Genomic DNA, 25,176 nt, shown 5'->3' with positions numbered 1-25,176 from the left:
CAGGACCTTCGAAACACCCCCTAGCGATCCGGGGAAGTTCGGGACACCGATCTTTCCCGGAGTCGCTCGTAACCGCGGGGTTACGTCCGCTCAACGGGGTACGGGGAGCCTGGCTCCCCGTACCCCGTTCTCGCGGCGCGTCGGCCCCTCATGTTGCCGTAGGGGCGCTACGCGCGTAGACGACCCCCTTTCCCTTCAGGAGAGTGCGCCATCAACGCGTCAAGCAGTCCTCCGGCCGGCGCGGTCAACGGATCGGTGACCGCGGTCGAACTCGCCGGGATCACCAAGCGATTCCCCGGCGTCGTGGCCAACCACGACATCCACCTCAGCGTCCGCAAGGGCACCGTCCACGCCCTCGTCGGCGAGAACGGGGCCGGCAAGTCGACGCTGATGAAGATCCTCTACGGCATGCAGAAGCCGGACGAGGGGACGATCGCCGTCGAAGGAGACCAGGTCACCTTCTCGTCGCCCGCCGACGCCATCGCTCGCGGCATCGGCATGGTCCACCAGCACTTCATGCTCGCCGACAACCTCACCGTCCTGGAGAACGTCGTCCTGGGCAGCGAGAAGTCGTACGGCATCGGCGCCAAGGCCCGTCGCCGGATCGTCGAGCTCTCCGAGCGCTACGGCCTCGGCGCGCGGCCCGACGCCCTGGTCGAGGAGCTCGGTGTCGCCGACCGCCAGCGCGTGGAGATCCTCAAGGTCCTCTACCGCGGCGCCCGGATCCTCATCCTCGACGAGCCCACCGCGGTCCTCGTGCCGCAGGAGGTCGACGCGCTCTTCGCCAACCTGCGCGAGCTCAAGTCCGAGGGACTGTCGGTCATCTTCATCTCGCACAAGCTGGGCGAGGTCCTGTCGGTCGCCGACGACATCACGGTGATCCGCCGGGGCACGACGGTCGGCACCGCCGTCCCGTCCGAGACCACCCCGCGTCAGCTCGCCGAGCTGATGGTCGGCAGCGAACTGCCCACCCCGGAGACCGCCGAGTCGACCGTCACCGACCGGCCGGTGCTGACCGTCGAGAAGCTGCGCCTGGTCGCCCCCGGCGGCAAGGCCCTGCTCGACGACATCAGCTTCACCATCCACGAGGGCGAGATCCTGGGCCTGGCCGGTGTCGAGGGCAACGGCCAGACCGAGCTGATCGAGGCCCTCATCGGCCTCAAGCCCGCCGACTCCGGGGCCATCACGCTGGCCGCCGAGGAGATCACCTCCTGGGCCACCCGCAGGCGCCGCGAACAGGGCATCGGCTACATCCCCGAGGACCGCCACCGCCACGGCCTGCTCCTGGAGGCCCCGCTCTGGGAGAACCGCATCCTCGGCCACGTCACCGAGAAGCCCAACGCGAAGGGCGTCTGGCTCGACATCAAGGGCGCCCAGGACGACACGCGCCGCATCGTCGAGGCGTACGACGTCCGCACGCCCGGTATCGACGTCACCGCCGCCTCGCTGTCCGGCGGCAACCAGCAGAAGCTGATCGTCGGCCGCGAGATGACCCACAAGCCGCGGTTCCTGATCGCCGCCCACCCCACCCGCGGGGTGGACGTCGGCGCGCAGGCCGCGATCTGGGACCACATCCGCGAGGCCCGCCGCGAGGGTCTCGCCGTCCTGCTGATCTCCGCCGACCTGGACGAGCTCATCGGTCTGTCCGACACCCTCCGGGTGATCTACAACGGCAAGCTGGTCGCGGACGCCGATCCGGCGACCATCACCCCGGAGGAGCTCGGCTCGGCCATGACCGGCGCGGCCTCCGGTCACCTGGAGAACGAAGAGCTCGTAGAACAGCTCGAAGAAGTGCAGGCAGAGGAAGCAGAGCAGGCAGAGCTCGACGAAACCGCCGAGAGCACAGACACCCCGGACGCCCCGGAAGACGAGGCCCGCTGATGAAGAAGTTCGACAAGGAGCGACTGCTCCTCGCGGTGGCCGGACCGGTCATCGCGCTCGTCGTGGCCGTGGCGCTGACCTCGGTCGTGCTGATCGCCTCGGGGAAGAACCCGATCGAGCCGTACACGCTCATGTTCGAGCAGGCCACGTTCTCCGACATCCAGGTCCTGATCATCAACCAGGCCTCGCTGTACTACATCGCGGCGCTGGCGGTGGCCATCGGCTTCCGGATGAACCTGTTCAACATCGGTGTGGACGGGCAGTACCAGCTCGCCGCCATGATGGCCGCGGTCGTCGGTGCCCATGTCGCCCTGCCGGCCGTCCTCCAGGTCCCGCTGCTGATCCTGACCGCGGTCCTCACCGGCGCGTTCTGGGCCGGCATCGCCGGTGTCCTCAAGGTCACCCGAGGGGTCAGCGAGGTCGTCGCGACGATCATGCTGAACGCGATCGCGACCTCCGTCATCGCCTACTTCTGGCTGCCCAACGTCTTCGGCGTCAAGGTCGGCAACAACAACACCACCGGCGAGATGAAGGAGTCCGGCTGGGTCCCCGGCTTCGACATGGGCGACGCCGGCGAGATCTACGGCCTCGTGATCCTCGCGGTGCTGCTCGGCATCGGCTACTGGGTCGTCCTCAACCGCACCCGCTTCGGCTTCGACCTGCGCGCCTCGGGCGCCTCCGAGTCGGCCGCCGCGGCCAGCGGCGTGAACCCCAAGCGCATGGTGCTCACCGCCATGCTGCTCTCCGGCGGTCTGGCCGGCCTCGCGGGCCTGCCGATCCTGCTCGGCGACACGCACACCTACAGCCTCAACTTCCCGACCGGCATCGGCTTCCTCGGCATCGGCATCGCCCTGCTCGGCCGCAACAGCCCGACGGGCATCGCCTTCGCGGCCCTCCTCTGGGCCTGGCTGGACAAGGCCTCGCCCGAGCTCGACTTCCACGGGTACGACAAGGAGATCGCGGTCATCATGCAGGGCCTGATCGTGATCGCGGTCGTCGTCTCGTACGAGGCCGTACGCGAATGGGGTCTGCGCCGCCAGCAGCGCCGCGTCGGCGCGGAACTCGCGGCGGGCCACGTCCTCGGCGCCACCTCCGACAACAACACCAAGAAGGAGGTGGCCGGACGATGACCACCGTGACCGACCTCAACCAGCCCTCGCTGCAGCCCGCGGTGCCCACCAGCCGTCGGCTGACCTGGCCCGTCCTGCTGCTGGTCATCGCGGGCGGCCTGGCGCTGACCTCGCTCGTCCGCATCATCACCGGCGCCGACGGCATCACCAACGTCAGCCAGATGTCCACCGCGCTCGAACTGGCCGTCCCGATCGGCCTGGCCGGTCTCGGCGGCCTGTGGGCCGAGCGCGCGGGCGTCGTCAACATCGGCCTCGAAGGCATGATGATCTTCGGCACCTGGTTCGGCGCCTGGGCCGGCTACCAGTGGGGCCCGTGGAACGGCGTCATCATCGGCATCATCGGCGGCTGCCTCGGCGGTCTGCTGCACGCGATCGTCACGGTCACCTTCAACGTCAACCACATCGTCTCCGGTGTGGCCATCAACATCCTGGCCCTCGGCATCACCCGCTACCTTGCCCCGCTCGCCTTCGAGGGCGTCCAGGGCGGCTCGGCCAAGCAGTCCCCGCCGGTCGAGTCGATCGGCGACTTCACGGTGCCAGGACTGTCCGACGCGCTCGTCGACCTCAACGACAAGGGCTGGTTCTTCATCTCGGACCTCGCGGGTCTGCTCGGCGGTCTGGTCACCAACGTCTCCTGGCTGACCCTGATCGCCGTCGCGCTGATCCCGGCCACCTGGTGGATCCTGTGGCGCACGGCCTTCGGCCTGCGGCTGCGGTCCTGCGGCGAGAACCCGGTCGCGGCCGAGTCGCTCGGCGTCAACGTCTACAGGTACAAGTACCTGGCCGTGATCATCTCCGGCGGTCTGGCGGGCCTCGGCGGTGTCTTCCTCTCCACCGTCGCCAACCCCTTCTACCTGGAGGGCCAGACCAGCGGTCGCGGCTACATCGGTCTCGCCGCGATGATCTTCGGCAACTGGATGCCGGGCGGACTCGCCCTCGGCGCGGGCCTGTTCGGCTACACCGACAGCCTCAACCTCCGCGGCGGCGCCGAGAACGTCCACGCGCTGCTGCTGCTCGGCGCCATACTGCTGGCCATCGGCGCGATCTGGCTGCTGGTCAGGAAGAAGTACGTGCCCGCCGTGATCACCTTCGCCGTCGGCGTGCTGATGTTCACCTGGTACGCGCTCACCGACGTGGTGCCGAACCAGGTCGTCTCCGCGACGCCGTACGTCATCACGCTGCTCGTCCTCTCGCTGTCCGCCCAGCGGCTGCGGATGCCGAAGGCGGACGGCATGCCGTACCGGCGGGGGCAGGGCACGTGACGTCCGCCGAAACCGGATCCGCGGCCGAGGTCGACTGGCAGGCCCTGCGGGAGGTGGCCCGCGAGGCCATGTCCCGCGCGTACGCCCCGTATTCGGGCTATCCGGTCGGCGTCGCGGCGCTGGTCGACGACGGCCGGGTGATCTCCGGGTGCAACGTCGAGAACGCCTCGTACGGGGTCGGGCTGTGCGCCGAGTGCGGTCTGGTCTCGCAGCTCCACAACACCGGGGGCGGCCGCCTCACGCACTTCACCTGCGTGGACCGCCGCGGCGAGATCCTCGTACCGTGCGGCCGCTGCCGCCAGCTGCTGTACGAGTTCGGCGGCCCGGATCTGATCATGGATACCCCTGCCGGGATCCTGCCGCTCTCGGAGATGCTGCCGCAGGCCTTCGGGCCGGGGCATCTCCGCAAGTAATTCACGGTCGGCCCCTCCGCGTCGCGTGCCTCCAGGGCACCGGGAGGGGCCGCTGCACTTCGGAAGGAAAGCCATGACGTTGTTGTCGATGGACGCCATCTCCGTCATCCGCACCAAGCGGGACCGCGGCGAGCTGAGCGACGAACAGATCGACTGGGTCATCGACGCGTACACGCGCGGTGAGGTCGCCGACTACCAGATGGCCGCCCTCAACATGGCGATCCTGCTCAACGGCATGAACCGCGGCGAGATCGCCCGCTGGACGGCCGCGATGATCGCCTCCGGCGAGCGCATGGACTTCTCGTCCCTGTCCCGCCCGACCGCCGACAAGCACTCCACGGGCGGCGTCGGCGACAAGATCACCCTCCCGCTGGCCCCGCTCGTGGCGGCCTGCGGCGCGGCGGTCCCGCAGCTGTCGGGCCGGGGCCTCGGCCACACCGGCGGCACCCTCGACAAGCTGGAGTCGATCCCGGGCTGGCGCGCGCTGCTCTCGAACGAGGAGATGCTCTCCGTACTGGACGAGGTCGGCGCGGTCATCTGCGCGGCGGGCGACGGCCTGGCCCCGGCGGACAAGAAGCTGTACGCGCTGCGGGACGTGACGGGCACGGTGGAGTCGATCCCGCTGATCGCCTCCTCGATCATGTCGAAGAAGATCGCGGAGGGTACGGGCTCGCTGGTCCTGGACGTGAAGGTGGGCACGGGCGCGTTCATGAAGACGATCGAGGACGCGCGCGAACTGGCGTCCACGATGGTCGGGTTGGGCACGGACCACGGCGTGAGGACGGTCGCGCTCCTCACGGACATGTCGACCCCGCTGGGCCTGACGGCGGGCAACGCGCTGGAGGTCCGCGAGTCGGTGGAGGTCCTGGCGGGCGGCGGCCCCGCGGACGTCGTCGAACTGACCCTCGCCCTGGCCCGCGAGATGCTCGACGCGGCGGGCGTGAAGGACGCCGATCCGGCGAAGGCGCTGGCCGACGGCTCGGCGATGGACGCGTGGCGCCGCATGATCGCGGCCCAGGGCGGCGACCCGGACGGCCCGCTCCCGACGTCTAGGGAACAGCACGTGGTGAAGGCGTCGGCCTCGGGCGTCCTGACCCGCCTCGACGCGTACGACATCGGCATCGCGGCCTGGCGCCTCGGCGCGGGCCGCGCCCGCAAGGAGGACCCGGTCCAGGCGGCGGCAGGCATCGAGCTGCACGCCAAGCCGGGCGACACGGTGACCGAGGGCCAGCCCCTCCTCACCCTCCACACGGACACCCCGGACCGCTTCGAGTACGCCCTGGCGGCAATCGAGGGTTCGTACGACGTGGCGGCACCGGGGACGGCGTACACGCCCGTGCCGGTGGTGCTGGAACGCATCGCCTGACCGACCTGACCGACCTGACCTGGCCCGAGGCCGGAGGCCGCTGATGTCAGGGGCCCTCGTACGGGTGAACGGGATCGGTGGACCTGCACTGGTCCCGTTCGGCATGCTGGGATCGGTGACGCACCGATAGGAGACCGCCATGAGCGCACTCACCGTGAGCCAGGAGCCCGACCGGAACTGGGACGACCTTGTCCGGTTCTGGGAGGAGATGGAATGGCCCGAGGGCAGCAAGGTGGAGATCATTGAGGGGATCATCACCGTGTCACCTGCTCCCGCGTACCGCCATAACGTGATCGCGGCACGCATCCAGCGCCGCCTCTACTCAGTGATCCCCGAGGACTGGGAGGTCTTCCAGACATTGGCCATCGCCGTGCCATCGCGTCTGGGTATGCTCATCCCGGACATCGTGGTGGCCCCTGTCCGGGAGGACGCGGAAACCGACACCCACATTCCGGCAGCCCTCGCCGAACTCGTCGTCGAGGTCACCTCCAAGTCCAACGCCCGCCACGACCGCATCAGCAAGCCCGCCGCCTACGCCACCGCAGGCATTCCTCTGTACCTTCTCGTCGACCGCTGGGCCCCCGAAGGCCCCACCGCGACGCTCTACGGAGAACCGCAGGGCGACGTCTACCGCCCCCTGAGCGTCGCCAAGTTCGGCGAGACCATCAAGTTGCCCGCTCCTTTCGACCTCGCCATCGACACCAGAGAGTTCCCCATCGACTGAGGGACGTGGCGGTGGGCGCCTTCTTCTGCGGGGCGCCACCACCGTAATCGGTCGGACGGGTGCCGATTCGTGGGGCATACGCCGAACCCTCTGGGGCAGGCCACGACCAGGTCAATGTGACCTTGCGCTACCTCGGCTTCGTGTTCTGTGAGCGGGCAGCGATGAGTTCCGTGTCGCCGTCCGGTCTACCGGTCGTGGACGCCATGACACCTGCCGTACTCGTACTGCCCGGCCCCGTCGCCCGAGACGAGGTGCCGAGGCTGTGCGAGGACGTGCGCGCGCGGCTGGAGAGCAGCAGAGCCGGGGTCGTGGTCTGCGATGTCGCCGGTCTCGGACCACCAGGTCTGACCACCGTCGACGCGCTCGCCAGGATGCAGCTCGCCGCCCGTCGCGCCGGAGGACGGATCAGACTGCGCGATCCGGACTCCGCCCTGCGTGCGCTACTCGCTCTTGTCGGCCTCCTCTTCGAGGTTGAGGGGCAGCCCGAACAGCGGGAACCACCGCTTCGTGTCGAGGAAGCAGTGGAACCCGGTGATCCGGCCTTCTGACGTCTCCAGGACCTGCACCGCCCACGCCGTGTAGCCACCCGTCTCCGGATCCGGCTTGTACTGGGCGAAGCCCGGCAGGCCGTTCACCGCGACCGGTACCAGGTGCGAGTTCGCACAGGGCGCCCCGAGCGTCGTCATGAAGCCCGTGATGTCCTCGGGGCCGGTCAGCCACAGGTCGAACGGCGGCATCGTCATCACGGCGTCCTCGTGCAGCAGTGCCGTGAGTGCCGTCATGTCGTACCCCTCGAAGGCCGCCACATAGCGCTCCAGGAGCTTCTGCTGCTCCTCGTCCAGCGGGTCGGACGTGGCGGCACGGGCCGCGGCGCTGTCGCTCTCGGCGAGCGTCGCCCGGGCCCGCTGGAGCGCGCTGTTGACCGAGGCGACCGTCGTGCCGAGCAGCTCGGCGACCTCGCTCGCCTTCCACGCGAGGACCTCGCGCAGGATGAGCACGGCCCGCTGCTTGGGCGGCAGTTGCTGCAGGGCGGCCATGAAGGCGAGGCGCACCGACTCCTTGGCGACGGCGGCCTCCGCCGGGTCGGCGACCGTCGGCAGCACGCGCGCGTCCGGCATCGGCTCCAGCCAGGTGTTGTCCGGGCGCGGGGTCAGTGCCGCCTGCGCGAGCGGGGTCGAGTCCGTCAGGTCCACCGGGCGGGCCCGCTTGTTGCCCGCCGTCAGCATGTCCAGGCATACGTTCGTCGCGATCCGGTACAGCCACGAGCGCATCGAGGAGCGGCCCTCGAACTTGTCGTAGCTGCGCCAGGCGCGCACCAGTGTGTCCTGGACCGCGTCCTCCGCCTCGAAGGACGAGCCGAGCATTCGGTAGCAGTACCCCGTCAACTCGACCCGGTGCTTCTCAAGCCGGACGTCGAGGTCCTCCACCGTCGCCGTACCGTCGCTCATGGCCAACCCACCCCTGTGGCATGTTCGTCGTCACCTTCACCGCACCGTTGCGATGCCGGCACCTCGGAAGCTACCGCAGCCCACTGACAATGGCTCCCCGAGACGGAAAAGGTGCAGGTCAGGACAGTTTGTCGTCCCGACCTGCACCCGTATGTTCGAAAGCTCGCCGATATTCGAAAGCCGACCCGCGGTGCGCCCGCGGTGCGCCCGTGGTGTGCCCTCGGTGCGTTCGCCGTGCGCCCGCGATGTCTTCAGTGGTGTACGGCCACCAGGCGGCGCTGCGCCCGCGCCGCGTGCGAGCCGACCACCGTGATCGTCACGACCCCGATCACCGCCAGCAGCCCGAGTGCCACCGTCCCGGCCCAGCCGCCGGAGTGGAAGGCGATCGCGCCGAGCGTGCCGCCCGCGCTGGAGCCCAGGTAGTAGGCGGACTGGTAGAGCGCGGAGGCCTGTGCGCGGCCCTCCTTGGCGGTGTGGCTGACCGAGGAGGACGCGACCGCGTGGCCCGCGAAGAAGCCCGCGGTGATCAGTACCAGGCCGAGCAGCACCAGCGGCAGGGAGTCCGCCAGCGAGATCAGCAGACCCGCGGTCGTCGTACCGCCCGCCAGGTACAGCGAGCCCCGCCGCCCGAGCCGGCCCACCAGCTTCCCGGCCGTCGAGGCCGAGACCGTGCCGACCAGGTAGACGAGGAAGACCGAGCCGATGATGCCCTGCGGCAGCGAGAACGGGGCGTCCGTGAGGCGGTAGCCGATCACCGTGTAGACGGCGCCGAACACGGTCATGAACAGCGCGCCGATCGCGTACAGCCTGCACAGCAGCGGGTTCGCGAGGTGGCCGCGGACCGTACGGGCCAGCACCGTGGGCCGCAGCGAACCGGCCTTGAAGTGCTTCGGCGCCGGGAGCAGCAGCCGGAAGGCCACCGCGCAGCCCACCGCGAGCAGTCCGATGGTCCCGACGGCGACCCGCCAGCCCCACTCCTGCGCGACCCAGCCGGTGATGACCCTGCCGCTCATACCGCCGACGCTGTTGCCCGCCACGAACAGGCCGATCGCGGTGATCAGCGCCTTCGGCCGGACTTCCTCCGCCAGATACGCGGTCGCCGAGGCGGGCAGCCCGGCCAGCGCCGCACCCTGTACCGCCCGCAGCCCGATCAGCCAGCCGACCGAAGGGGCGAAGGGCACCAGCAGTCCGACGGTCACCGCGATCGCCAGGGACGCCGTCATCACCGTGCGACGGCCGAACCGCTCCGACACCGCGCTCAGCGGCAGGACGAACAGTGCCAGCGCACCGGTCGCCGCCGACACCGTCCAGCTCGCCGTGCTCGCGGTGACCCCGAAGTCGCCGGAGATCAGCGGCAGCAGGGCCTGTGTGGAGTAGAGGAGCGCGAAGGTCGCGACACCCGCGAGGAAGAGCGCGAGGCTCATCCGGCGGTAGCCGGGCCCGCCCGGGGTCATACGGGAGTCGACGGCGACGGCTGCGACGGGAGCGGCTTCGGAGCGAACGATGGTGGCTGCGGAGGCGCCCACGGTGGCGGGCGCCTCGGTACTTGCGGAAGGCATGTTTCGAACCTAAAACCCTCTCCCTCATCCGTCCAATGCATGGAATCGTCATAATCGTTCCCGTGATGCATCAGCAGAGGTCAGAGACCCGCCTGTCACCGTCCAGTGACACAGAAGACATCGTCGCGATTCTCGCCCCACGCCTCGCGTACTTCGCCGGCGTCGCCCGTACCGAGCACGTCACGCGGGCCGCACACGAGATGCAGGTCCCGCAGTCGACGCTGTCCCGCGCGATGGTCCGCCTGGAACAGGACCTGGGCGTGGACCTGTTCGCCCGCAGTGGCCGCACGGTCTCCCTCACTCCGGCCGGCCGCACGTTCCTCGCCTCGGTCGAGCGAGCCCTCGCCGAGATCGAGCGGGCCGCCGACGAGGTACGCGCCGACGCCGACCCGGCCACCGGCAAGGTCGCCTTCGGCTTCCTGCACACGATGGGCTCCGAGACGGTCCCCGGCCTGATCCGCGCCTTCCGCGCCGACCACCCCCGGGTCCGCTTCAGCCTCGTCCAGAACTACGGCGAGGCCATGATCGAGGGCCTGCGCTCCGGCGAACTGGACCTCTGTCTCACGTCCCCCGTCCCGGACGCCCCCGACCTCGTGGCCCGCCGCCTCGACGAACAGAAACTCCGCCTGGTCGTCCCCGCGGACCACCGCCTCGCCTCCCGCCGCCGCATCCGCCTGGCCGAGGCCGCCGACGAAACCTTCGTCACCCTGGAACCCGGCTACGGCCTCCGCCGCATCACCGACGACCTCTGCCAACAGGCGGGCTTCCGCCCAAGGGTGGCGTTCGAGGGAGAGGAGGCGGAAACACTGCGGGGCCTGGTGGCAGCGGGCCTGGGCGTAGCCCTCCTGCCCCCACCGGCGGTACCCCGCCCAGGAGTTGTGGAACTGACGGTCACAGCCCCAAGAGCGGCAAGAGAAATCGGCGTGGCCTGGCTGGACGGTCACCCGGACACGCCTCCCGTGGCAGCCTTCAAGAAGTTCCTACTGTCAAAGAGGGGAACCTTGCTCCCAGAGTGACGAGGGCGGCCCTTCAGGGGCGCGGGGAACTGCGCGACCAGCCACAACGAACCCGCACACCCCCGGGGCCCCAGCCATCAACGGCGAAGGGACCGCCCAAATCCGGAGGCAAGCGGCATACGCAACCCCAACGGCGGCGGAGCCGCAAGCGCATCCTCCACGGGCCGGGCGAAAGGCCGCCCGAACAACGCCCCCATCACAAAATCCTCCGCCAATGCGAACACCTCATCGCGAAACGCGTGCAACGCATGCCCGTCGGAGTGCACCTCGAACCGGCAGATGTCCCGGTTCGCCTTCTTCGCCCGGGCCGCCAGCCGGAACGACAGCTCGGGATCGGTCCGCTCGTCGTTCGTGCCGTGCACGATCAGCACCCGCCGCCCCACGAGCTGCTTCACCGGTTCGGGCGGCGCGGCGACATCCTCCTCGGGCAGCCAAGGGGACAACGCCAGCACGGAGTTGACGGCGGGGTGGCCACCGGCGCGCAGCGCGGCCCGCCCGCCCATGTCCACCCCCGCGAGACACACGGGCACGTCCCCGTACCGCCGTACGACCTCGTCCGCGGCCCATGAGGCATCCCGCGCCAGATGCGCCTCCGCACCGTTCCAGCCCCGGAACCGGTAGTGCACCACGTGCACGACCAGCCCCTCGTCCCGCCCCGCGCGGGTGAGCCGGCGCCCCAACGCCCGTACGGACGCGGTCGCCAGCATCGGTGACGGTCTGCGGGCCGAGGCCTCCTCGCCGCCCGGCAACAGCAGCACCACACCGCTCACCGCCGTCGGTTCCGTACCGAGTGCCCGCCCGAGCCGGGCCGTGCGAACCGGCGTCGCTTGCTGTGCCATGACAGAACAGTGTCAGAAGCCATGCTGTACGCCATCCGTCCGCACGGTCACCATTGGGTATCGACGGTTCCTCACAACAGGCGATCTACGCGCGTAGGCGTTAGGGTGCGGAGATGACGAGCCAGACCAAGAACACTCCGAGTTCGGAGCAGATCCGCCAGGCGCCGAAGGTCCTTCTGCACGATCACCTCGACGGGGGCCTGCGCCCCGGGACGATCGTCGACCTGGCCCGCGACACGGGCTATGCCAATCTCCCCGAGACCGACCCCGGCAAGCTCGGCATCTGGTTCCGGGAGGCCGCCGACTCCGGGTCACTGGAGCGGTACTTGGAGACCTTCGCGCACACCTGTGCCGTCATGCAGACCCGCGAGGCGCTCGTCCGTGTCGCCGCCGAGTGCGCCGAGGACCTCGCCCAGGACGGCGTCGTCTACGCCGAGGTGCGGTACGCGCCCGAGCAGCACCTCGACGCCGGGCTCACCCTCGAAGAGGTCGTCGAGGCCGTCAACGAGGGCTTCCGGGAAGGTGAGCGGCGGGCCCGCGAGGACGGTCACCGGATCCGGGTCGGCGCCCTGCTGACCGCCATGCGGCACGCGGCCCGCTCCCTGGAGATCGCCGAACTCGCCAACCGCTACCGCGGCCCCGGCCCCAATAGCGGAGTGGTCGGCTTCGACATCGCGGGCGCCGAGGCCGGCTTCCCGCCCACCCGTCACCTCGACGCCTTCGAGTATCTGAAGCGGGAGAACAACCACTTCACGATCCACGCGGGCGAGGCCTTCGGACTCCCCTCCATCTGGCAGGCGCTCCAGTGGTGCGGCGCCGACCGGCTCGGCCACGGCGTGCGCATCATCGACGACATCCAGGTCCACGAGGACGGCTCCGTGAAGCTCGGCCGCCTCGCCTCGTACGTGCGCGACAAGCGGATCCCGCTGGAGCTGTGCCCCAGTTCCAACCTCCAGACGGGCGCCGCCGACTCGTACGCCGAGCACCCCATCGGGCTGCTGCGGCGGCTGCACTTCCGGGCGACCGTGAACACCGACAACCGTCTGATGTCCGGCACCAGCATGACCCGGGAATTCGAGCACCTTGTCGACGCTTTCGGTTATTCGCTCGACGACATGCAGTGGTTCACAGTCAATGCGATGAAATCAGCATTCATTCCTTTCGATGAACGACTGGCCATGATCAATGACGTCATCAAGCCCGGTTATGCCGAGCTGAAGTCCGAATGGCTGTTCCAGCAAACCGCTTCCACCAGCGGTTCTGTGAGCGAAGAGGGCTGAAGAAGAGGTACGGGAAGCGGCCGGGTGATGACGACTCGGCCGTTTTTCGATGTTTGCGGCGCGAGCTCGCACGTGATTACCGTTTCGGACCGCTCCAATCCCCGTCACAGCATGCAAGGACGAAGATGAAGCAGTCTGCTGCCAAGACCCTCGGTGTCGCCGCTCTCGGTGCCGCCTTCGCCGCCGCGGGCGCGGGTGCCGCCAACGCGGCCCCGGCGGTTCCGGACGCCACCTCGGTGCTCTCCACCGCCACCAGCACGCTGCCGGTGGACGGGGTCACCAAGACCCTGCCCGGCGCCGGTGAGTCGGTCGCCCAGGGTGAGAACGCGCTCGGCAGCGGCCTCGCCGCCGCCCAGCCGGCCGTCGCGAATCCCCTCGCCGAGGGTCCGGCCGCGCCGGCCGCCGGTCTGCTCGGGGGCCTGCCGCCCCAGGGCCTGCCCACGCACGGCCAGCCGGTGAACGGGATTCCGCTGGGCTGAGTCCGGCACCTGGGCGCCACCCTCGTACGCGCCGATGGGGCGCACCCCGCTCGGGTGCGCCCCATCGGCGTCTGTGCGTGCGGAGCGCGTCACCAAGCGGTACGGGTGGTGGCCTTGTCCTCGGAGGGGAACAGGATCCACAGCGCTATGTAGAGCAGGAACTGCGGGCCAGGCAGCAGGCAGGACACCAGGAAGATCACCCGCATCGTGGTCGCGGAGGTGCCGAAGCGCCGAGCCAGCGCGGCGCACACTCCGCCGATCATCCGGCCGTCGGTGGGGCGGGCAAGGCGGTTCATGAACGGCTCCTTCGTGAGCGTCGGTCCGAGGCTTCCCCTGTGGCTGCCTCATCTGTCGTCAACGCTACGGATCCGAAGGGGGCAAAGCGTCGCTCTACGGGGCGATCCCGACCCTGGGAATCGTCGGGGTCCGACCCTGAGTCGTCTCCTCGGACGCTTCCTTCCGGCGGAGGGCGGCGGCCCGGCGCAGCATCTCGGCCCGGTGGCGCAGTACGGCCCGGGCGGCGGGCACCACGGCGACGTGGGCCAGTGCCACGCCCACGGTGTTCAGCAGCAGCGAGTCGACATCCACGACCTGCCCGGGCACCCCGGTCTGCAGGAGCTCGATGCCCAGCGAGAGCAGGGCGCCGGCGGCGACCGTACGCAGCAGGGACAGCAGCGGGGAGACGGCGAGTCTGCCGCCCGCCAGGGGCAGCAGGACACCCAGCGGGGCGAGCAGCAGCAGGCCCTTGCCGATGGCGCGGGCGGCGGCCTCGGGGCCCAGCGCCAGATCGGCCCGGATACTCGCGAACGGACGCAGGTTCGCGGCGCTCACCCAGGGCACGTCCAGGGGCCGCAGCGTGCACCAGGCAACGAGCGCGAGATGTGCGACGAGGAGGACACTCCCCGTCGCACGGAAGCGGATCACGGCGCTGCTGCCGTCCGAGCCTTGACGCTGCACGCCACCCAAGACGCTGCCACCGGCAGGATCGGTTCCGTGTGACGGCGGCGCTTGGCCTGCACGGGTGAGGCGTGCGCCACAGAGGGGGCCCGGTGGAGGCCTGGCGGGGACCTGACAGGGGTCTGGCGGGGGCTTGACGGAGGCCTGGCGGGGGCTTGGCCGGGAAGCTCAGGTCCCCTCGGTCTCCGTCTGCGGCGGGGTCTCCGTGCCCGGGCGGGAGCGCACCGCCTCCGTGCACTCGTAGCGGCGCGGGGTGTCCGTACCGGGCCCGCCGAGTGTGACCATGGCGCCGTCGGCGGCGGCCGCCGAGTCGCTGAACGTGCAGATGATCTGGGCGAGCGCGTACGACGACAGGTCCGTGGGCCGGGTGCTCAGACGCAGGGTGTCGTCCGGGTCGCCGCGGTTCGGGCCGTTCACCGTCAGGCCGTCCGGCACGCTCGTCGTGTAGTTCGCCTGCTGCTCGGCGTCCGACGGCGGCTCGGAGAGCTCGTCGAGGAGCGCCTGCGCGCCCCGTACGCGGTCCGTGTCCGCCGGTCCGGCCCCGATGCGCACGGTCCGGTCCACCGGCGCCAGCTGCGAGGAGCAGAGCAGGAAGACCTGGACGAGGATCCCGCGCGAGGACTGCGTACCGATGTCGGGGGCGGTCAGCGTGCACGGCACCCGGGAGGGCGCGGGACCGAAGTCGGTCGGCACCTCCGTCGCCCGGATCCCGCACCCGGCGAGGGCCACGGCCAGCAACGGCACGGCGAGCACGAGACGAGCCGCACGCGTCCGGCGGCCCCGTGCGGAGGCCGCACGCGTCCGGCGTACGCCCCATGCATGTCGTCCGAACATCACGCGCCCCCCTCGGTGCGGTCGCCGACGTCGGCCGGGTCCGCGTGCACGGCGTTCTCGGGGCTGTCAGGGCTGTCGGGGTCCCGGAGCTCCGAGGCGTCGCGCGGCAGCCGCAGGGTGAAGACGGCGCCGCCCTTGGGCGAGTTCGTGGCGGTGATCTCACCGCCGTGGATATGGGCGTTCTCCAGGGCGATGGACAGGCCGAGGCCGCTGCCCTCGGAACGCGGCCGGGAGGCGCTCGCCTTGTAGAAGCGGTCGAAGACGTGCGGCAGGACGTCCTCCGGGATGCCGGGACCGTGGTCCTGGACCTCGATGACCAGGTCATTGCCCTCGTCGCGCACGCACACGCGCACCGGGGAGCCGCCGTGCTTGAGGGCGTTGCCGATCAGGTTCGCCATGATCACGTCCAGGCGGCGCGGGTCGACGAGCGCCATGAGGCCGCGCTCGGCGTCCAGGTCCACCGCGTCCAGCCAGGCCCGCGCGTCGATGCACGCGGTGATCTGGTCGACGATGTCGACGTTGTCGAGGACGAGCCGGGCCGTGCCCGCGTCGAAGCGGGTGACCTCCATGAGGTTCTCCACGAGGTTGTTCAGCCGCCGGGTCTCGCTGACGACGAGCCGGACCGCGGGCTCGATCATCGGGTCGACGCTGCCGGTCTCCGCGTCGAGCTCCTCCTCCAGCACCTCGGTCACGGCCGTGATCGCGGTCAGCGGCGTCCGCAGCTCGTGCGACATGTCCGCCACGAACCGCCGGGAAGCCTGCTCGCGGGCGCTCATGTCCTCGACCCGTTTCTCCAGCGACTCCGCGGTGCGGTTGAACGTCCGTGACAGATCGGCGAGTTCGTCCGTGCCCGACACCCGCAGCCGGGTGTCCAGCTTGCCCTCGCCGAGCCGCCGGGCCGCGGTGCCCAGCCGGTGCACCGGCTTCAGTACGGTCGTCGCGGCGGCCTGCGCGAGCAGCGCCGAGCCGATCAGCGCGAGCCCGGTCGCGATCCCCAGCGACCAGGCCAGGGAGTTGAGGTCCTTCGCCTCCGGCTCCAGCGACTTGAGCATGTAGCCGGTCGGCCCGCCGCCGATCACCTTCGCGCCGCCCACGAGATACGGCTTGTCGCCCTGGACTATCCGCTGCCAGTACAGGTGGTAGGTGTACTTGTTGTTCGAGGAGATCTCCTGCTCCTTGTTCACCGCCTTCTGGAGGGACTTCGGTACGTCCTCCAGCGTGAAGGTGTCCAGGTCGGAGTTCCCGCGCACGGTCTTGCCGTTCTCGTCCTCAGCGAGCAGCAGCACGCTGAAGCGCTGGCTGCTGTTCGCCATCTGCCCGGCGGCGCGCTGCAGTTCCCCCCGCGTGGGATGCGGCCTCAGCGTGCTGGCGCGGGTCTGCATCGCCTGCTCGAAGTCGCCGAGCACCGCGTCCTGCGTACGGGTGAGCACGGCCTCGCGGTTGAGCCAGTACGCGATCCCGGACGCCGACACGGCGGCGGTGAGCGCGACCAGCCCGAACACCACGACCAGGCGCAGCCGCAGGCTGGTGAAGCGCAGACCCGCCAGTATCCTCTTGCGCGCCGCGGCCCAGCCGCGGAGCTTGTCCTGCGGTTTGGTCACTGAGGATTGTCCAGCCGGTAGCCGACACCCCGGACGGTACGGATCAAGGTGGGGGACGACGGCACGTCCTCCACCTTCGCGCGCAGCCGCTGCACACACGCGTCGACGAGCCGCGAGTCGCCGAGGTAGTCGTGCTCCCACACCAGCCGCAGCAACTGCTGGCGGGACAGCGCCTGTCCGGGCCGCCGGCTCAGTTCCAGGAGCAGCCGCAGCTCGGTGGGCGTCAGTTGGAGATCCTCGCCGTTCTTCGTCACGGTCATCGCCGCGCGGTCGATGACCAGCGAACCGAACGTCGCCGCGTCGTTCGCCTCGCGCTCGCCGCGGCGCAGCACGGCCCGGATCCGGGCGTCGAGCACCCGCCCCTGCACGGGTTTCACGACATAGTCGTCGGCGCCGGACTCCAGTCCGACGACGACGTCGATGTCGTCACTGCGTGCGGTCAGCAGGATGATCGGCAGCTGGTCGGTGCGCCGAATGCGTCGGCACACCTCGAAGCCGTCGATGCCGGGCAGCATCACGTCGAGGACGATCAGATCCGGCCGCTGCTCACGCAACAGCTTCAGACCGTCCTCGCCGGTGGCAGCGGTGGCCACCCGGTGTCCCTGGCGCGTCAGAGAGAGCTCCAGGGCCGTCCGGATGGCGTCGTCGTCCTCGATCAGCAACAGGGAAGGCACGGACGTCATTCTGTCCCATGACGTGGCGGTGTATCGACTGTTGGAGCGCTCCCACACATGTCCCGCGTACGAGTAGGGGGAACAGGTGCCGGATGAGTAGCCGTACGACGCTTCTCTGTGATCGGTCTGTGAGGTGACTGGGCTGAACCCCTGTGACAGGTCTGTGACAGTCGGGGGACACCGTCATGAAGTGGCCCCGGCAAGCTTTTCGTCACAGGCAAGGAAGCACCGCAGAACCGGAACTCCACGACGGGGGGCGCGAGATGAACACGCTGCACAGCACCAACACTGGCGCAGTTGTCACGCGTCTCCACGACGTCACGAGGAGCACGGAGAAGTCCGGTGCCGTGAGCGGGCGGGGGTGCGCTCGCGGCACCGGGCGTCAGCACACCGGGTCGTACATGACGGTGGTTGACGCGCAGGTGGGGGGAAGCAACACGGGGGTTGCCCACGGGGGAACGGGGGCAGCGTACGGGGAGGGCTCGGGGGAGCGTCGTTCGGCGTCGGAGGCGGAGTTCACCGCCTACGTCCAGGAGCGCCGCGCCTCCCTGTACGCAACCGCCTACCACCTGACCGGTGACCGCTTCGAGGCCGAGGACCTGCTGCAGAGCGCACTGTTCTCGACCTACCGAGCCTGGGACCGGATCAGCGACAAGGCCGCGGTCGGGGGCTACCTCCGCCGCACGATGACCAATCTGCACATCAGCGCGTGGCGCCGCCGCAAGCTGAACGAGTACCCGACCGAGGAGCTGCCGGAGACGGCCGGCGACACGGACGCGATGCGCGGCACCGAGCTGCGCGCCGTTCTGTGGCAGGCGCTCGCCCGGCTGCCCGAACTCCAGCGCACCATGCTGGTCCTCCGCTACTACGAGGGCCGCACGGACCCGGAGATCGCTGAGATCCTCGACATCAGTGTCGGCACGGTGAAGTCCAGCATCTGGCGGTCGCTCCGCCGGATGCGCGAGGACCAGGTCCTCAGCTTCGGCCGTGACGAGGAGGAGTCCTTCGGGGAGCTTGTCGCCTGAAGGCTGCGGGGGATGTCCGCCACTCCGGGGGGAGGCGGCGGGCAGGATGTTCGTCGCTTCGGGGGAGGCGGCGGGCAAGCAAGGCGTTCGCCGCTCCGGGGGGAGCCGGCGGGCAAAGGGTGTCCGTCACTTCGGGGGAGGCGACGGACGGAGAATGTTCGCCACTCCGGGGGGAGGCGGCGGACAGCACGGGGGAGCACTACCGGGGGGAACCAACGGGGTCACGGGGGACCGCGGGGGATCACGGGGAAACGAGAGCGGGTCCAGACAGACCGGGGGGTCTGTTTGGACCTTCTTTCGTGTGTGCCGTCGTTTCGCGTGTGCCGTCGGGTGCGCCGTCCCGTGCGCATCGTGTGCGCGCTGGTTACGGCACTTGCTTCCGCGCCGCCGGTGATGTCGTCGCCACGCCGTCGTCCCCACGCCGTCGTCGCTACGCCGTTGTCGGGCGTGGTGCCGCGTGGTGCCCGGCTGCCGCCGCGGCCAGCCGGTCCAGGGCCTCGGCCTTGTCGCAGGGGTACGCGCCGAGCGCGGTCTGCCGGGCCACGATCGACCGCTCGGCCCGCATCAGCCGCCAGCCGCGACGCAGCAGGAACGGCACGGACTTGCGCCCCTCCCGCAGATCCCGCAGGAACCGCCGCCGGAACGTGGCCACCGCCCCGCGGTTGAGACACAGCGCGTCGGCGAGCACTCCGGCCTCGCGGCACCGCGCCACGATCTCCGCGGCGAAGATGCCCTCCGCGATGAAGGCCGACGCTCCCTCGATGGCGACGGTCTCCTCACCGCTGCGCGCGCTCAGGGCGATGTCGTACATCGGAACGCTCGTACGCCCCGTCCGGCACAGCTCCGATATCGCCGCGACGGCGGCGTCCGCGTCCCAGGACAGCGGGTGGTCCCAGTCGATGTCCGAACTCCCCGCCACCTGCGGCAGCGTCGGGTCGTCGCCCTCTTTGTAGAAGTCGTCGAGCCGCAGCACCGGAAGGCCGGAGCGGGCCGCGACCAGGGACTTGCCGGAGCCGGAGGGGCCGCACAGCAGCACGACGCGGGCGGTTGTCGCGGAATTCGGGAGATGGGAACTCACGAGTCACCAGTCTGACGTATCGCGCGTCCCCGGCCGACCCCGCGGGTCGCTTTTGGAGTGGGCATCACACCTCAACTACCCTTAGTGTCAACCTGATTACTTTGCGCGGCAGAAGGCGGCAGCAGCCATGGCACGACTCTCGGACTCCCAGAACCCGACCGCCCGGCGCGTGTTGCTGGCCCTCACGACCGCGGGCATCGCGGTGGGCGCGGGCGCTACCTCGGTGGCCGCGGCCACCGGCCCCGCCGTGGACGGGGTCCGCACCCGGCCCACCTCGGTGGGCGACATCGACCCGCAGGCGGGCGTCCAGGCGCCGACCGGGACCGTGGGCCATGTGACCGGGCCGGTCGCGGGACTGAAGCCCAACCCGCTGGCCGGCACGGGTGTCGACCCCCTCGACAACGGACTCGCCACGCAGGTCGCCGACTTCCCGCCGCTGGCGACGACCACGCTGACGGCACCGGTGGCCCAGGCCCAGTCGCTGGGCGCCGTTCCGGTACTGGGCCCGGCGACGGGCTTGCTGCGCTGAGCCGTGCGACAGCCCGTAGTACGGCGTCCCGTTGTGCGGCGGCGATCCGTGCGAAGGCCGAAGAGAGAGCCGCGCCTCCCCCGGACGGAGGGGAAGCGCGGCTCTCCCGTCTTCGGCGGCCGTCGGCACGACGGACGGTGGCCCGTCAGTACGACGGGCGCGGCGGACGTCGGTACGCGACGGGCACGGTGGCTGCCAGTACGACGAGCGCGGTGGCCCCTCAGTACGACGAGCCGGAGGCGCCCAGTGCGCCCGTCGGGTGCCAGACCGTCTTCGTCTCCAGGAAGGCCGTCAGGCGTTCGAGGCCCGGTGTCACGGAGTAATCCACAGCCTGTGGACGGACGACCCGCTTGAGGTTGTCCGCGGCCGCGACCTCCAGTTCCTTCGCGAGTACGTCGTCGGCGCCCGCGAGGTCGATCGCGTTGACGTCCTGGTGCGCGGCCAGCGGGGCCGCGATCTCCGCCGTACGGCCGGACAGGATGTTGACGACACCGCCCGGCACGTCGGAGGTGGCCAGTACCTCGCCCAGCGACAGCGCCGGGAGAGGGGACTTCTCGCTCGCGATCACGATCACCGTGTTGCCGGTCGCGATCACCGGGGCGATCACCGAGACCAGACCGAGGAACGGCGAATCCTGGGGGGCCAGGACCGTCACCACACCCGTCGGCTCGGGAGTGGAGAGGTTGAAGTACGGGCCCGCGACCGGATTGCCGCCGCCCACGACCTGGGCGATCTTGTCGGTCCAGCCCGCGTACCAGACCCAGCGGTCGATGGCCGCGTCCACGATCGCGGCCGCCTTCACCGTGTCTGATTTCTTCGAGGGCGACAGGCCCTCCGCCTCCGCGACCTCCCGTACGAACTGGTCCCTGCGGCCCTCCAGCATCTCGGCGACGCGGTAGAGGACCTGGCCGCGGTTGTACGCGGTCGCGCCGGACCAGCCGCCGAAGGCCTTGCGGGCGGCGACGACCGCGTCACGGGCGTCCTTGCGGGAGGAGAGTGGCGCGTTGGCCAGCCACTCGCCCTTTGTGTCGGTCACCTCGTACACCCGGCCGCTCTCGCTGCGGGGGAACTTGCCCCCGACGTACAGCTTGTAGGTCTTGAAGACGCTCAGGCGCTGCTGCTCCGCCTTTTCGGTGTTCTTCGGCTTCTCGGTGTTCTTGGGCTTCTCAGACATCGAGGTACGCCTCCAGGCCGTGGCGACCGCCCTCGCGGCCGAAGCCCGACTCCTTGTAGCCGCCGAACGGCGACGTCGGGTCGAACTTGTTGAACGTGTTGGACCAGACGACGCCCGCGCGCAGCTTGTTCGCGACGGCCAGGATCCGGGAGCCCTTCTCCGTCCAGATGCCCGCGGAGAGGCCGTACTGGCTGTTGTTGGCCTTGGCGACCGCCTCGTCCGGGGTGCGGAAGGTGAGGACGGACAGGACCGGGCCGAAGATCTCGTCGCGGGCGATGGTGTGCGCCTGGGTGACGTTCGTGAAGAGCGTCGGGGCGAACCAGTAGCCGGCGGAGGGGAGTTCGCAGGCGGGGGACCAGCGCTCGGCGCCCTCGGCCTCGCCCTGTTCGACGAGCGTGGTGATGCGCGAGAGCTGTTCGGCGGAGTTGATGGCGCCGATGTCCGTGTTCTTGTCGAGCGGGTCGCCGAGGCGCAGGGTCGCGAGCCGTCGCTTCAGGGAGTCCAGCAGCTCGTCCTGGATCGACTCCTGGACCAGGAGCCGGGAGCCCGCGCAGCAGACCTGGCCCTGGTTGAAGAAGATGCCGGAGACGATGCCCTCGACGGCCTGGTCGATGGGGGCGTCGTCGAAGACGATGTTCGCGCCCTTGCCGCCGAGTTCGAGCGTGACCTTCTTCCTCGTGCCCGCCACCTGGCGCGCGATGGCCTTGCCGACCGCCGTGGAGCCGGTGAAGGCCACCTTGTTCACGTCCGGGTGCCCGACGAGGGCCGCGCCCGTGTCGCCGTATCCCGGAAGGATGTTGACGACGCCCTTCGGCAGGCCCGCCTGGCGGCAGATGTCCGCGAAGAAGAGGGCGGAGAGGGGGGTCGTCTCGGCGGGCTTGAGTACGACCGTGTTGCCGGTCGCGAGCGCCGGGGCGATCTTCCAGGCCAGCATCAGGAGCGGGAAGTTCCAGGGGATGACCTGGCCCGCGACGCCGAGGGGGCGCGGGTTCGCGCCGAAGCCGGCGTGGTCGAGCTTGTCGGCCCAGCCCGCGTAGTAGAAGAAGTGCGCGGCGACCAGGGGGAGGTCGGCGTCCCTCGTCTCCTTGATGGGCTTGCCGTTGTCGAGGGTTTCGAGGACGGCGAGCTCGCGGGAGCGTTCCTGGATGATCCGGGCGATGCGGAACAGGTACTTGGCGCGCTCGGAGCCGGGGAGCGCGGACCACGTGCCGAAGGCCCTGCGGGCGGCTGCCACCGCGAGGTCGACGTCCGCCTCGCCCGCCTGGGCGATCTCGGAGAGGACCTCTTCGGTGGCGGGGGAGACGGTCTTGAAGACCCTGCCGTCGGCGGCCTCGGTGAACTCGCCGTCGATGAACAGGCCGTAGGAAGGCGCGATGTCGACGACCGAGCGGGACTCGGGAGCCGGTGCGTACTCAAAAGCGGACGCAGATGTGGATGCGGGTGTGGATGCCATGTTGGATCAGTCCACCGTCACGTAGTCGGGGCCGGAGTAGCGGCCGGTGGCCAGCTTCTGACGCTGCATCAGCAGGTCGTTCAGAAGTGAGGACGCGCCGAAGCGGAACCAGTGGTTGTCCAGCCAGTCCTCGCCCGCGGTCTCGTTGACCAGGACCAGGAACTTGATGGCGTCCTTGGAGGTGCGGATGCCGCCGGCGGGCTTCACGCCGACCTGTACCCCGGTCTGCGCGCGGAAGTCACGGACGGCCTCCAGCATGAGGAGGGTGTTCGGGGGCGTCGCGTTGACGGCGACCTTGCCCGTCGAGGTCTTGATGAAGTCCGCGCCCGCCAGCATGCCGAGCCAGCTCGCGCGCCGGATGTTGTCGTACGTCGACAGCTCGCCGGTCTCGAAGATGACCTTCAGGCGGGCGGCGCCCGAGGTCTCCTTCACGGCGACGATCTCGTCGTACACCTTCAGGTAGTTGCCCGCGAGGAACGCCCCGCGGTCGATGACCATGTCGATCTCGTCGGCGCCCGCGGCGACGGCGTCCCGCACGTCGGCCAGCTTCACGTCGAGCGCGGTGCGGCCGGCCGGGAAGGCGGTCGCGACGGAGGCGACCTTCACGCCGGAGCCGGCGACGGCCTCCTTGGCGGTGGCCACCATGTCGGGGTAGACGCAGACGGCGGCCGTCGTCGGGGTCGTACGGTCCGTGGGGTCGGGGCGGACGGCCTTGGCGCCGAGCGCCCGGACCTTGCCCGGGGTGTCCGCGCCTTCGAGCGTCGTCAGGTCGACCATCGAGATGGCGAGGTCGATGGCGTACGCCTTCGCGGTCGTCTTGATGGAACGCGTGCCGAGCGAGGCGGCACGCGCCTCCAGCCCGACCGTGTCGACGCCGGGCAGCCCGTGGAGGAAGCGGCGCAGCGTGCTGTTGGACGCGGTCACGTCCGTGAATGCGGGTGCGGCGGATGCGGTGGTGGACATGGTCACTAGACGAGCATATCTACGCGCGTAGCGGCTGTACAGCCCTGGGGGTGGGTGTAGGTCTGCGTTCGGGGGCGGGTCTGGATGTGTGGGTGCGCAGGTGGATGCGGGTTTCGCCCCCGCCGCACCTGCCGGCGGTGGCGTGAAGCGACGGAACGGTTCGGCCGGGCGCCCCGCGTCCGCGCGTGGGGAACCGCCCGGACGCGGGGTCGACGGCGCTGCTAATCAAACATGAGCACGGCCTTTACGGCTGCGCCGGAACGTGTATCGGCTATGGCGTGATCGAGATTCTTGAACGGGTAGGTGGTGATGAGCCTGTCGAACGGGAAGGCACCTTGCCGGTAGAGGGAGATCAGCCGGGGGATGAACACCTGCGGTACGGAATCTCCCTCGCTGATGTGGCGGATGGTCTTCCCGGTGATCGCGGGAATCGGGATGGTGGCGGTGCTCGGTCCGATGGCGACCAGGCCGATGGTGCCGCCGAACGTGACCGCGTTGATGTCGTTGAGGATCACACTGGGCACGCCTGTGGTGTCGAGGGCGAAGTCGGCACCCCCGGCGGTGATCTCCTTGATGTGGGCCACGGCATCCTCCTCGCTGCCGTTGACCGCATGGGTGGCGCCCAACTCGCGAGCGAGGTCGAGACGCGGTTCCAGCACGTCGACGGCGATGATCGTGGTCGCGCCCACCGCTTTGGCGGCCATCACGGCCGACAGTCCCACCGCCCCGGTACCGGAAACGATCACGCTGTTGCCGGCTCCGACCTTCAGCGCGTTGATGATTCCGCCCGCTCCGGTCTGGATGCCGCAGCCCAGCGGCCCGGTCAGGTCGAGGTCGACAGCCTCGGGGATCTTCACCGCGTTGCGGGCGGAGATGAGCGCGTGGGTGGCGAACGAGGACTGGCCGAAGAAGCTGCCGTGGACCACCGAGCCGTCGGCGGCGGTCAGCGTCGTGGACCCGTCCTCCCGTGCGCCTCCGAAGTTCAACGGCTCGAAGATGGCGCAGTACGCCTCCTTCCCGGCGAGGCACATGGGGCAGCGGCCGCAGGAGGCGAAGGAGACGGCGACGCGGTCGCCGACTTCGAAGTCCGTCACGGCTGAGCCGGTCTCGACAACGATTCCGGCGCCCTCGTGTCCGAGGACTACGGGAGTGGGAGCCGGCATGTCTCCGTGCGCGAAAGCCAGATCGGTGTGACACAGCCCGCTTGAGGACAGTTTGACGAGGATCTCGTCCGACCGCGGGGGCGACAGTTCAAGCTCCTCGAAGGTGAACGGGGAGCCCGTGCCGCGCAGAACCGCGGCGGTGACGGCGACCATGGACGTTCCTTTCGCTGGTGGGAAATGGCACGTGAGCAGGGGCCCGGGGCGGCAGAGTCGTCCGGCCCCCGCGCCGGCCGGGAGCGGGGCTGAGGCGGAGTCATCGCGCGACGGGGTTGCGCGACGGGGTTGTCCTTCGTCCGGGCGGGCAGCCGGCTGCAGCGTCTGTCGGCTG

The 25,176-nt window shown here is 70.0% G+C and carries 25 protein-coding genes; 12 read left to right on the top strand and 13 right to left on the bottom strand.

Annotated elements, in window-relative coordinates; translation table 11 throughout:
• Positions 1–255 precede the first annotated feature (255 nt).
• The 7 genes from OHA11_RS16570 (at position 256) to OHA11_RS16540 (ending at position 7,324) form a co-directional block, all read left to right on the top strand.
• Positions 256–1,881: an ABC transporter ATP-binding protein gene (locus OHA11_RS16570; protein WP_266496979.1), complete on the top strand. Its 1,626-nt coding sequence runs from the start codon at positions 256–258 to the stop codon at positions 1,879–1,881.
• Positions 1,881–3,011, top strand: coding sequence for an ABC transporter permease (locus OHA11_RS16565; protein ID WP_266496978.1), 1,131 nt, complete (start codon positions 1,881–1,883; stop codon positions 3,009–3,011). The genes OHA11_RS16570 and OHA11_RS16565 overlap by 1 nt, the downstream gene beginning before the upstream one ends.
• Positions 3,008–4,273 carry an ABC transporter permease gene (locus tag OHA11_RS16560; RefSeq protein WP_266496977.1) on the top strand — a complete coding sequence of 422 codons (1,266 nt, stop codon included), beginning with the start codon at positions 3,008–3,010 and terminating at the stop codon, positions 4,271–4,273. Before OHA11_RS16565 ends, OHA11_RS16560 begins: the two co-directional genes overlap by 4 nt.
• Positions 4,270–4,686: a cytidine deaminase gene (locus OHA11_RS16555; RefSeq protein WP_266496975.1), complete on the top strand. Its 417-nt coding sequence runs from the start codon at positions 4,270–4,272 to the stop codon at positions 4,684–4,686. Before OHA11_RS16560 ends, OHA11_RS16555 begins: the two co-directional genes overlap by 4 nt.
• Before the next feature lie 82 nt (positions 4,687–4,768).
• Positions 4,769–6,052 (top strand): thymidine phosphorylase, encoded by a 1,284-nt coding sequence (locus OHA11_RS16550; RefSeq protein ID WP_266507223.1) that lies wholly within the window; start codon positions 4,769–4,771, stop codon positions 6,050–6,052.
• 139 nt (positions 6,053–6,191) lie between these two features.
• Positions 6,192–6,776: a Uma2 family endonuclease gene (locus OHA11_RS16545; RefSeq protein ID WP_266496973.1), complete on the top strand. Its 585-nt coding sequence runs from the start codon at positions 6,192–6,194 to the stop codon at positions 6,774–6,776.
• Positions 6,777–6,937: 161 nt separating this feature from the next.
• Positions 6,938–7,324 carry an STAS domain-containing protein gene (locus OHA11_RS16540; protein WP_266507221.1) on the top strand — a complete coding sequence of 129 codons (387 nt, stop codon included), beginning with the start codon at positions 6,938–6,940 and terminating at the stop codon, positions 7,322–7,324.
• Here the strand turns inward: OHA11_RS16540 and OHA11_RS16535 are convergent.
• Together OHA11_RS16535 and OHA11_RS16530 are read right to left on the bottom strand one after the other, a co-directional pair.
• Positions 7,217–8,224, bottom strand: a complete 1,008-nt coding sequence (locus OHA11_RS16535; RefSeq protein WP_266496970.1) for a sigma-70 family RNA polymerase sigma factor — start codon at positions 8,222–8,224, stop codon at positions 7,217–7,219. The two genes, OHA11_RS16540 and OHA11_RS16535, sit on opposite strands and share 108 nt — an antisense overlap.
• Positions 8,225–8,475: 251 nt before the next feature.
• Positions 8,476–9,783 carry an MFS transporter gene (locus tag OHA11_RS16530; protein ID WP_266496967.1) on the bottom strand — a complete coding sequence of 436 codons (1,308 nt, stop codon included), beginning with the start codon at positions 9,781–9,783 and terminating at the stop codon, positions 8,476–8,478.
• Positions 9,784–9,845: 62 nt separating this feature from the next.
• Here OHA11_RS16530 and OHA11_RS16525 point away from each other — a divergent pair, with 62 nt between their 5' ends.
• Positions 9,846–10,799, top strand: coding sequence for a LysR family transcriptional regulator (locus tag OHA11_RS16525; RefSeq protein WP_266496965.1), 954 nt, complete (start codon positions 9,846–9,848; stop codon positions 10,797–10,799).
• Positions 10,800–10,876: 77 nt separating this feature from the next.
• Here the strand turns inward: OHA11_RS16525 and OHA11_RS16520 are convergent, their stop codons facing one another.
• Positions 10,877–11,638 (bottom strand): alpha/beta hydrolase, encoded by a 762-nt coding sequence (locus OHA11_RS16520; protein WP_266496963.1) that lies wholly within the window; start codon positions 11,636–11,638, stop codon positions 10,877–10,879.
• Between the two features lie 113 nt (positions 11,639–11,751).
• Between OHA11_RS16520 and OHA11_RS16515 the strand changes: the two genes are divergently transcribed.
• Positions 11,752–12,918: an adenosine deaminase gene (locus OHA11_RS16515; protein WP_266496961.1), complete on the top strand. Its 1,167-nt coding sequence runs from the start codon at positions 11,752–11,754 to the stop codon at positions 12,916–12,918.
• A 125-nt stretch (positions 12,919–13,043) separates the two neighbouring features.
• Positions 13,044–13,397 (top strand): ATP-binding protein, encoded by a 354-nt coding sequence (locus OHA11_RS16510; protein WP_266496958.1) that lies wholly within the window; start codon positions 13,044–13,046, stop codon positions 13,395–13,397.
• Between the two features lie 89 nt (positions 13,398–13,486).
• Here the strand turns inward: OHA11_RS16510 and OHA11_RS16505 are convergent, their stop codons facing one another.
• The 5 genes from OHA11_RS16505 to afsQ1 all read right to left on the bottom strand — a co-directional run bounded on the left by OHA11_RS16505 (position 13,487) and on the right by afsQ1 (position 17,463).
• Entirely contained in the window at positions 13,487–13,693 is a 207-nt protein-coding gene (locus OHA11_RS16505) for a PspC domain-containing protein (protein WP_266496956.1), read from the bottom strand.
• Between the two features lie 94 nt (positions 13,694–13,787).
• A complete protein-coding gene (locus tag OHA11_RS16500; RefSeq protein WP_266496954.1) occupies positions 13,788–14,354 on the bottom strand; it encodes a VanZ family protein in 567 nt (188 codons plus the stop codon).
• Positions 14,355–14,522: 168 nt separating this feature from the next.
• Complete coding sequence (locus OHA11_RS16495; RefSeq protein ID WP_266496951.1) at positions 14,523–15,188, bottom strand: hypothetical protein; 666 nt, start codon at positions 15,186–15,188, stop codon at positions 14,523–14,525.
• Positions 15,188–16,789 carry a HAMP domain-containing sensor histidine kinase gene (locus tag OHA11_RS16490; protein ID WP_266496949.1) on the bottom strand — a complete coding sequence of 534 codons (1,602 nt, stop codon included), beginning with the start codon at positions 16,787–16,789 and terminating at the stop codon, positions 15,188–15,190. The genes OHA11_RS16495 and OHA11_RS16490 overlap by 1 nt, the downstream gene beginning before the upstream one ends.
• Positions 16,786–17,463: a two-component system response regulator AfsQ1 gene (gene afsQ1, locus OHA11_RS16485; protein ID WP_217452845.1), complete on the bottom strand. Its 678-nt coding sequence runs from the start codon at positions 17,461–17,463 to the stop codon at positions 16,786–16,788. The genes OHA11_RS16490 and afsQ1 overlap by 4 nt, the downstream gene beginning before the upstream one ends.
• 263 nt (positions 17,464–17,726) lie before the next feature.
• Here afsQ1 and OHA11_RS16480 point away from each other — a divergent pair, with 263 nt between their 5' ends.
• Positions 17,727–18,488, top strand: coding sequence for a SigE family RNA polymerase sigma factor (locus OHA11_RS16480; protein ID WP_266496937.1), 762 nt, complete (start codon positions 17,727–17,729; stop codon positions 18,486–18,488).
• A 430-nt stretch (positions 18,489–18,918) separates the two neighbouring features.
• Here the strand turns inward: OHA11_RS16480 and OHA11_RS16475 are convergent, their stop codons facing one another.
• A complete protein-coding gene (locus OHA11_RS16475; RefSeq protein WP_266496934.1) occupies positions 18,919–19,566 on the bottom strand; it encodes a uridine kinase in 648 nt (215 codons plus the stop codon).
• A 127-nt stretch (positions 19,567–19,693) separates the two neighbouring features.
• Between OHA11_RS16475 and OHA11_RS16470 the strand changes: the two genes are divergently transcribed.
• On the top strand, positions 19,694–20,095 hold the full coding sequence (locus OHA11_RS16470) for a hypothetical protein (protein ID WP_266496932.1): 402 nt from the start codon (positions 19,694–19,696) through the stop codon (positions 20,093–20,095).
• 220 nt (positions 20,096–20,315) lie between these two features.
• Here the strand turns inward: OHA11_RS16470 and OHA11_RS16465 are convergent, their stop codons facing one another.
• From OHA11_RS16465 to OHA11_RS16450, 4 genes are all read right to left on the bottom strand, one after another.
• Positions 20,316–21,269, bottom strand: coding sequence for an aldehyde dehydrogenase family protein (locus OHA11_RS16465; protein ID WP_266496929.1), 954 nt, complete (start codon positions 21,267–21,269; stop codon positions 20,316–20,318).
• Positions 21,262–22,722 carry an aldehyde dehydrogenase family protein gene (locus OHA11_RS16460; RefSeq protein ID WP_266496921.1) on the bottom strand — a complete coding sequence of 487 codons (1,461 nt, stop codon included), beginning with the start codon at positions 22,720–22,722 and terminating at the stop codon, positions 21,262–21,264. The genes OHA11_RS16465 and OHA11_RS16460 overlap by 8 nt, the downstream gene beginning before the upstream one ends.
• Before the next feature lie 6 nt (positions 22,723–22,728).
• A complete protein-coding gene (gene deoC / locus OHA11_RS16455; RefSeq protein WP_266496911.1) occupies positions 22,729–23,685 on the bottom strand; it encodes a deoxyribose-phosphate aldolase in 957 nt (318 codons plus the stop codon).
• Between the two features lie 221 nt (positions 23,686–23,906).
• The gene (locus tag OHA11_RS16450) at positions 23,907–25,001 is read right to left on the bottom strand and encodes an NAD(P)-dependent alcohol dehydrogenase (protein WP_266496908.1); all 1,095 of its coding nucleotides are present in this window, start codon (positions 24,999–25,001) and stop codon (positions 23,907–23,909) included.
• Between the last annotated feature and the right edge of the window lie 175 nt (positions 25,002–25,176).

Source organism: Streptomyces sp. NBC_00878, assembly GCF_026341515.1.
In the GTDB taxonomy this organism is placed as follows: domain Bacteria; phylum Actinomycetota; class Actinomycetes; order Streptomycetales; family Streptomycetaceae; genus Streptomyces.
This window is presented reverse-complemented; position numbering and strand designations above follow the sequence as displayed.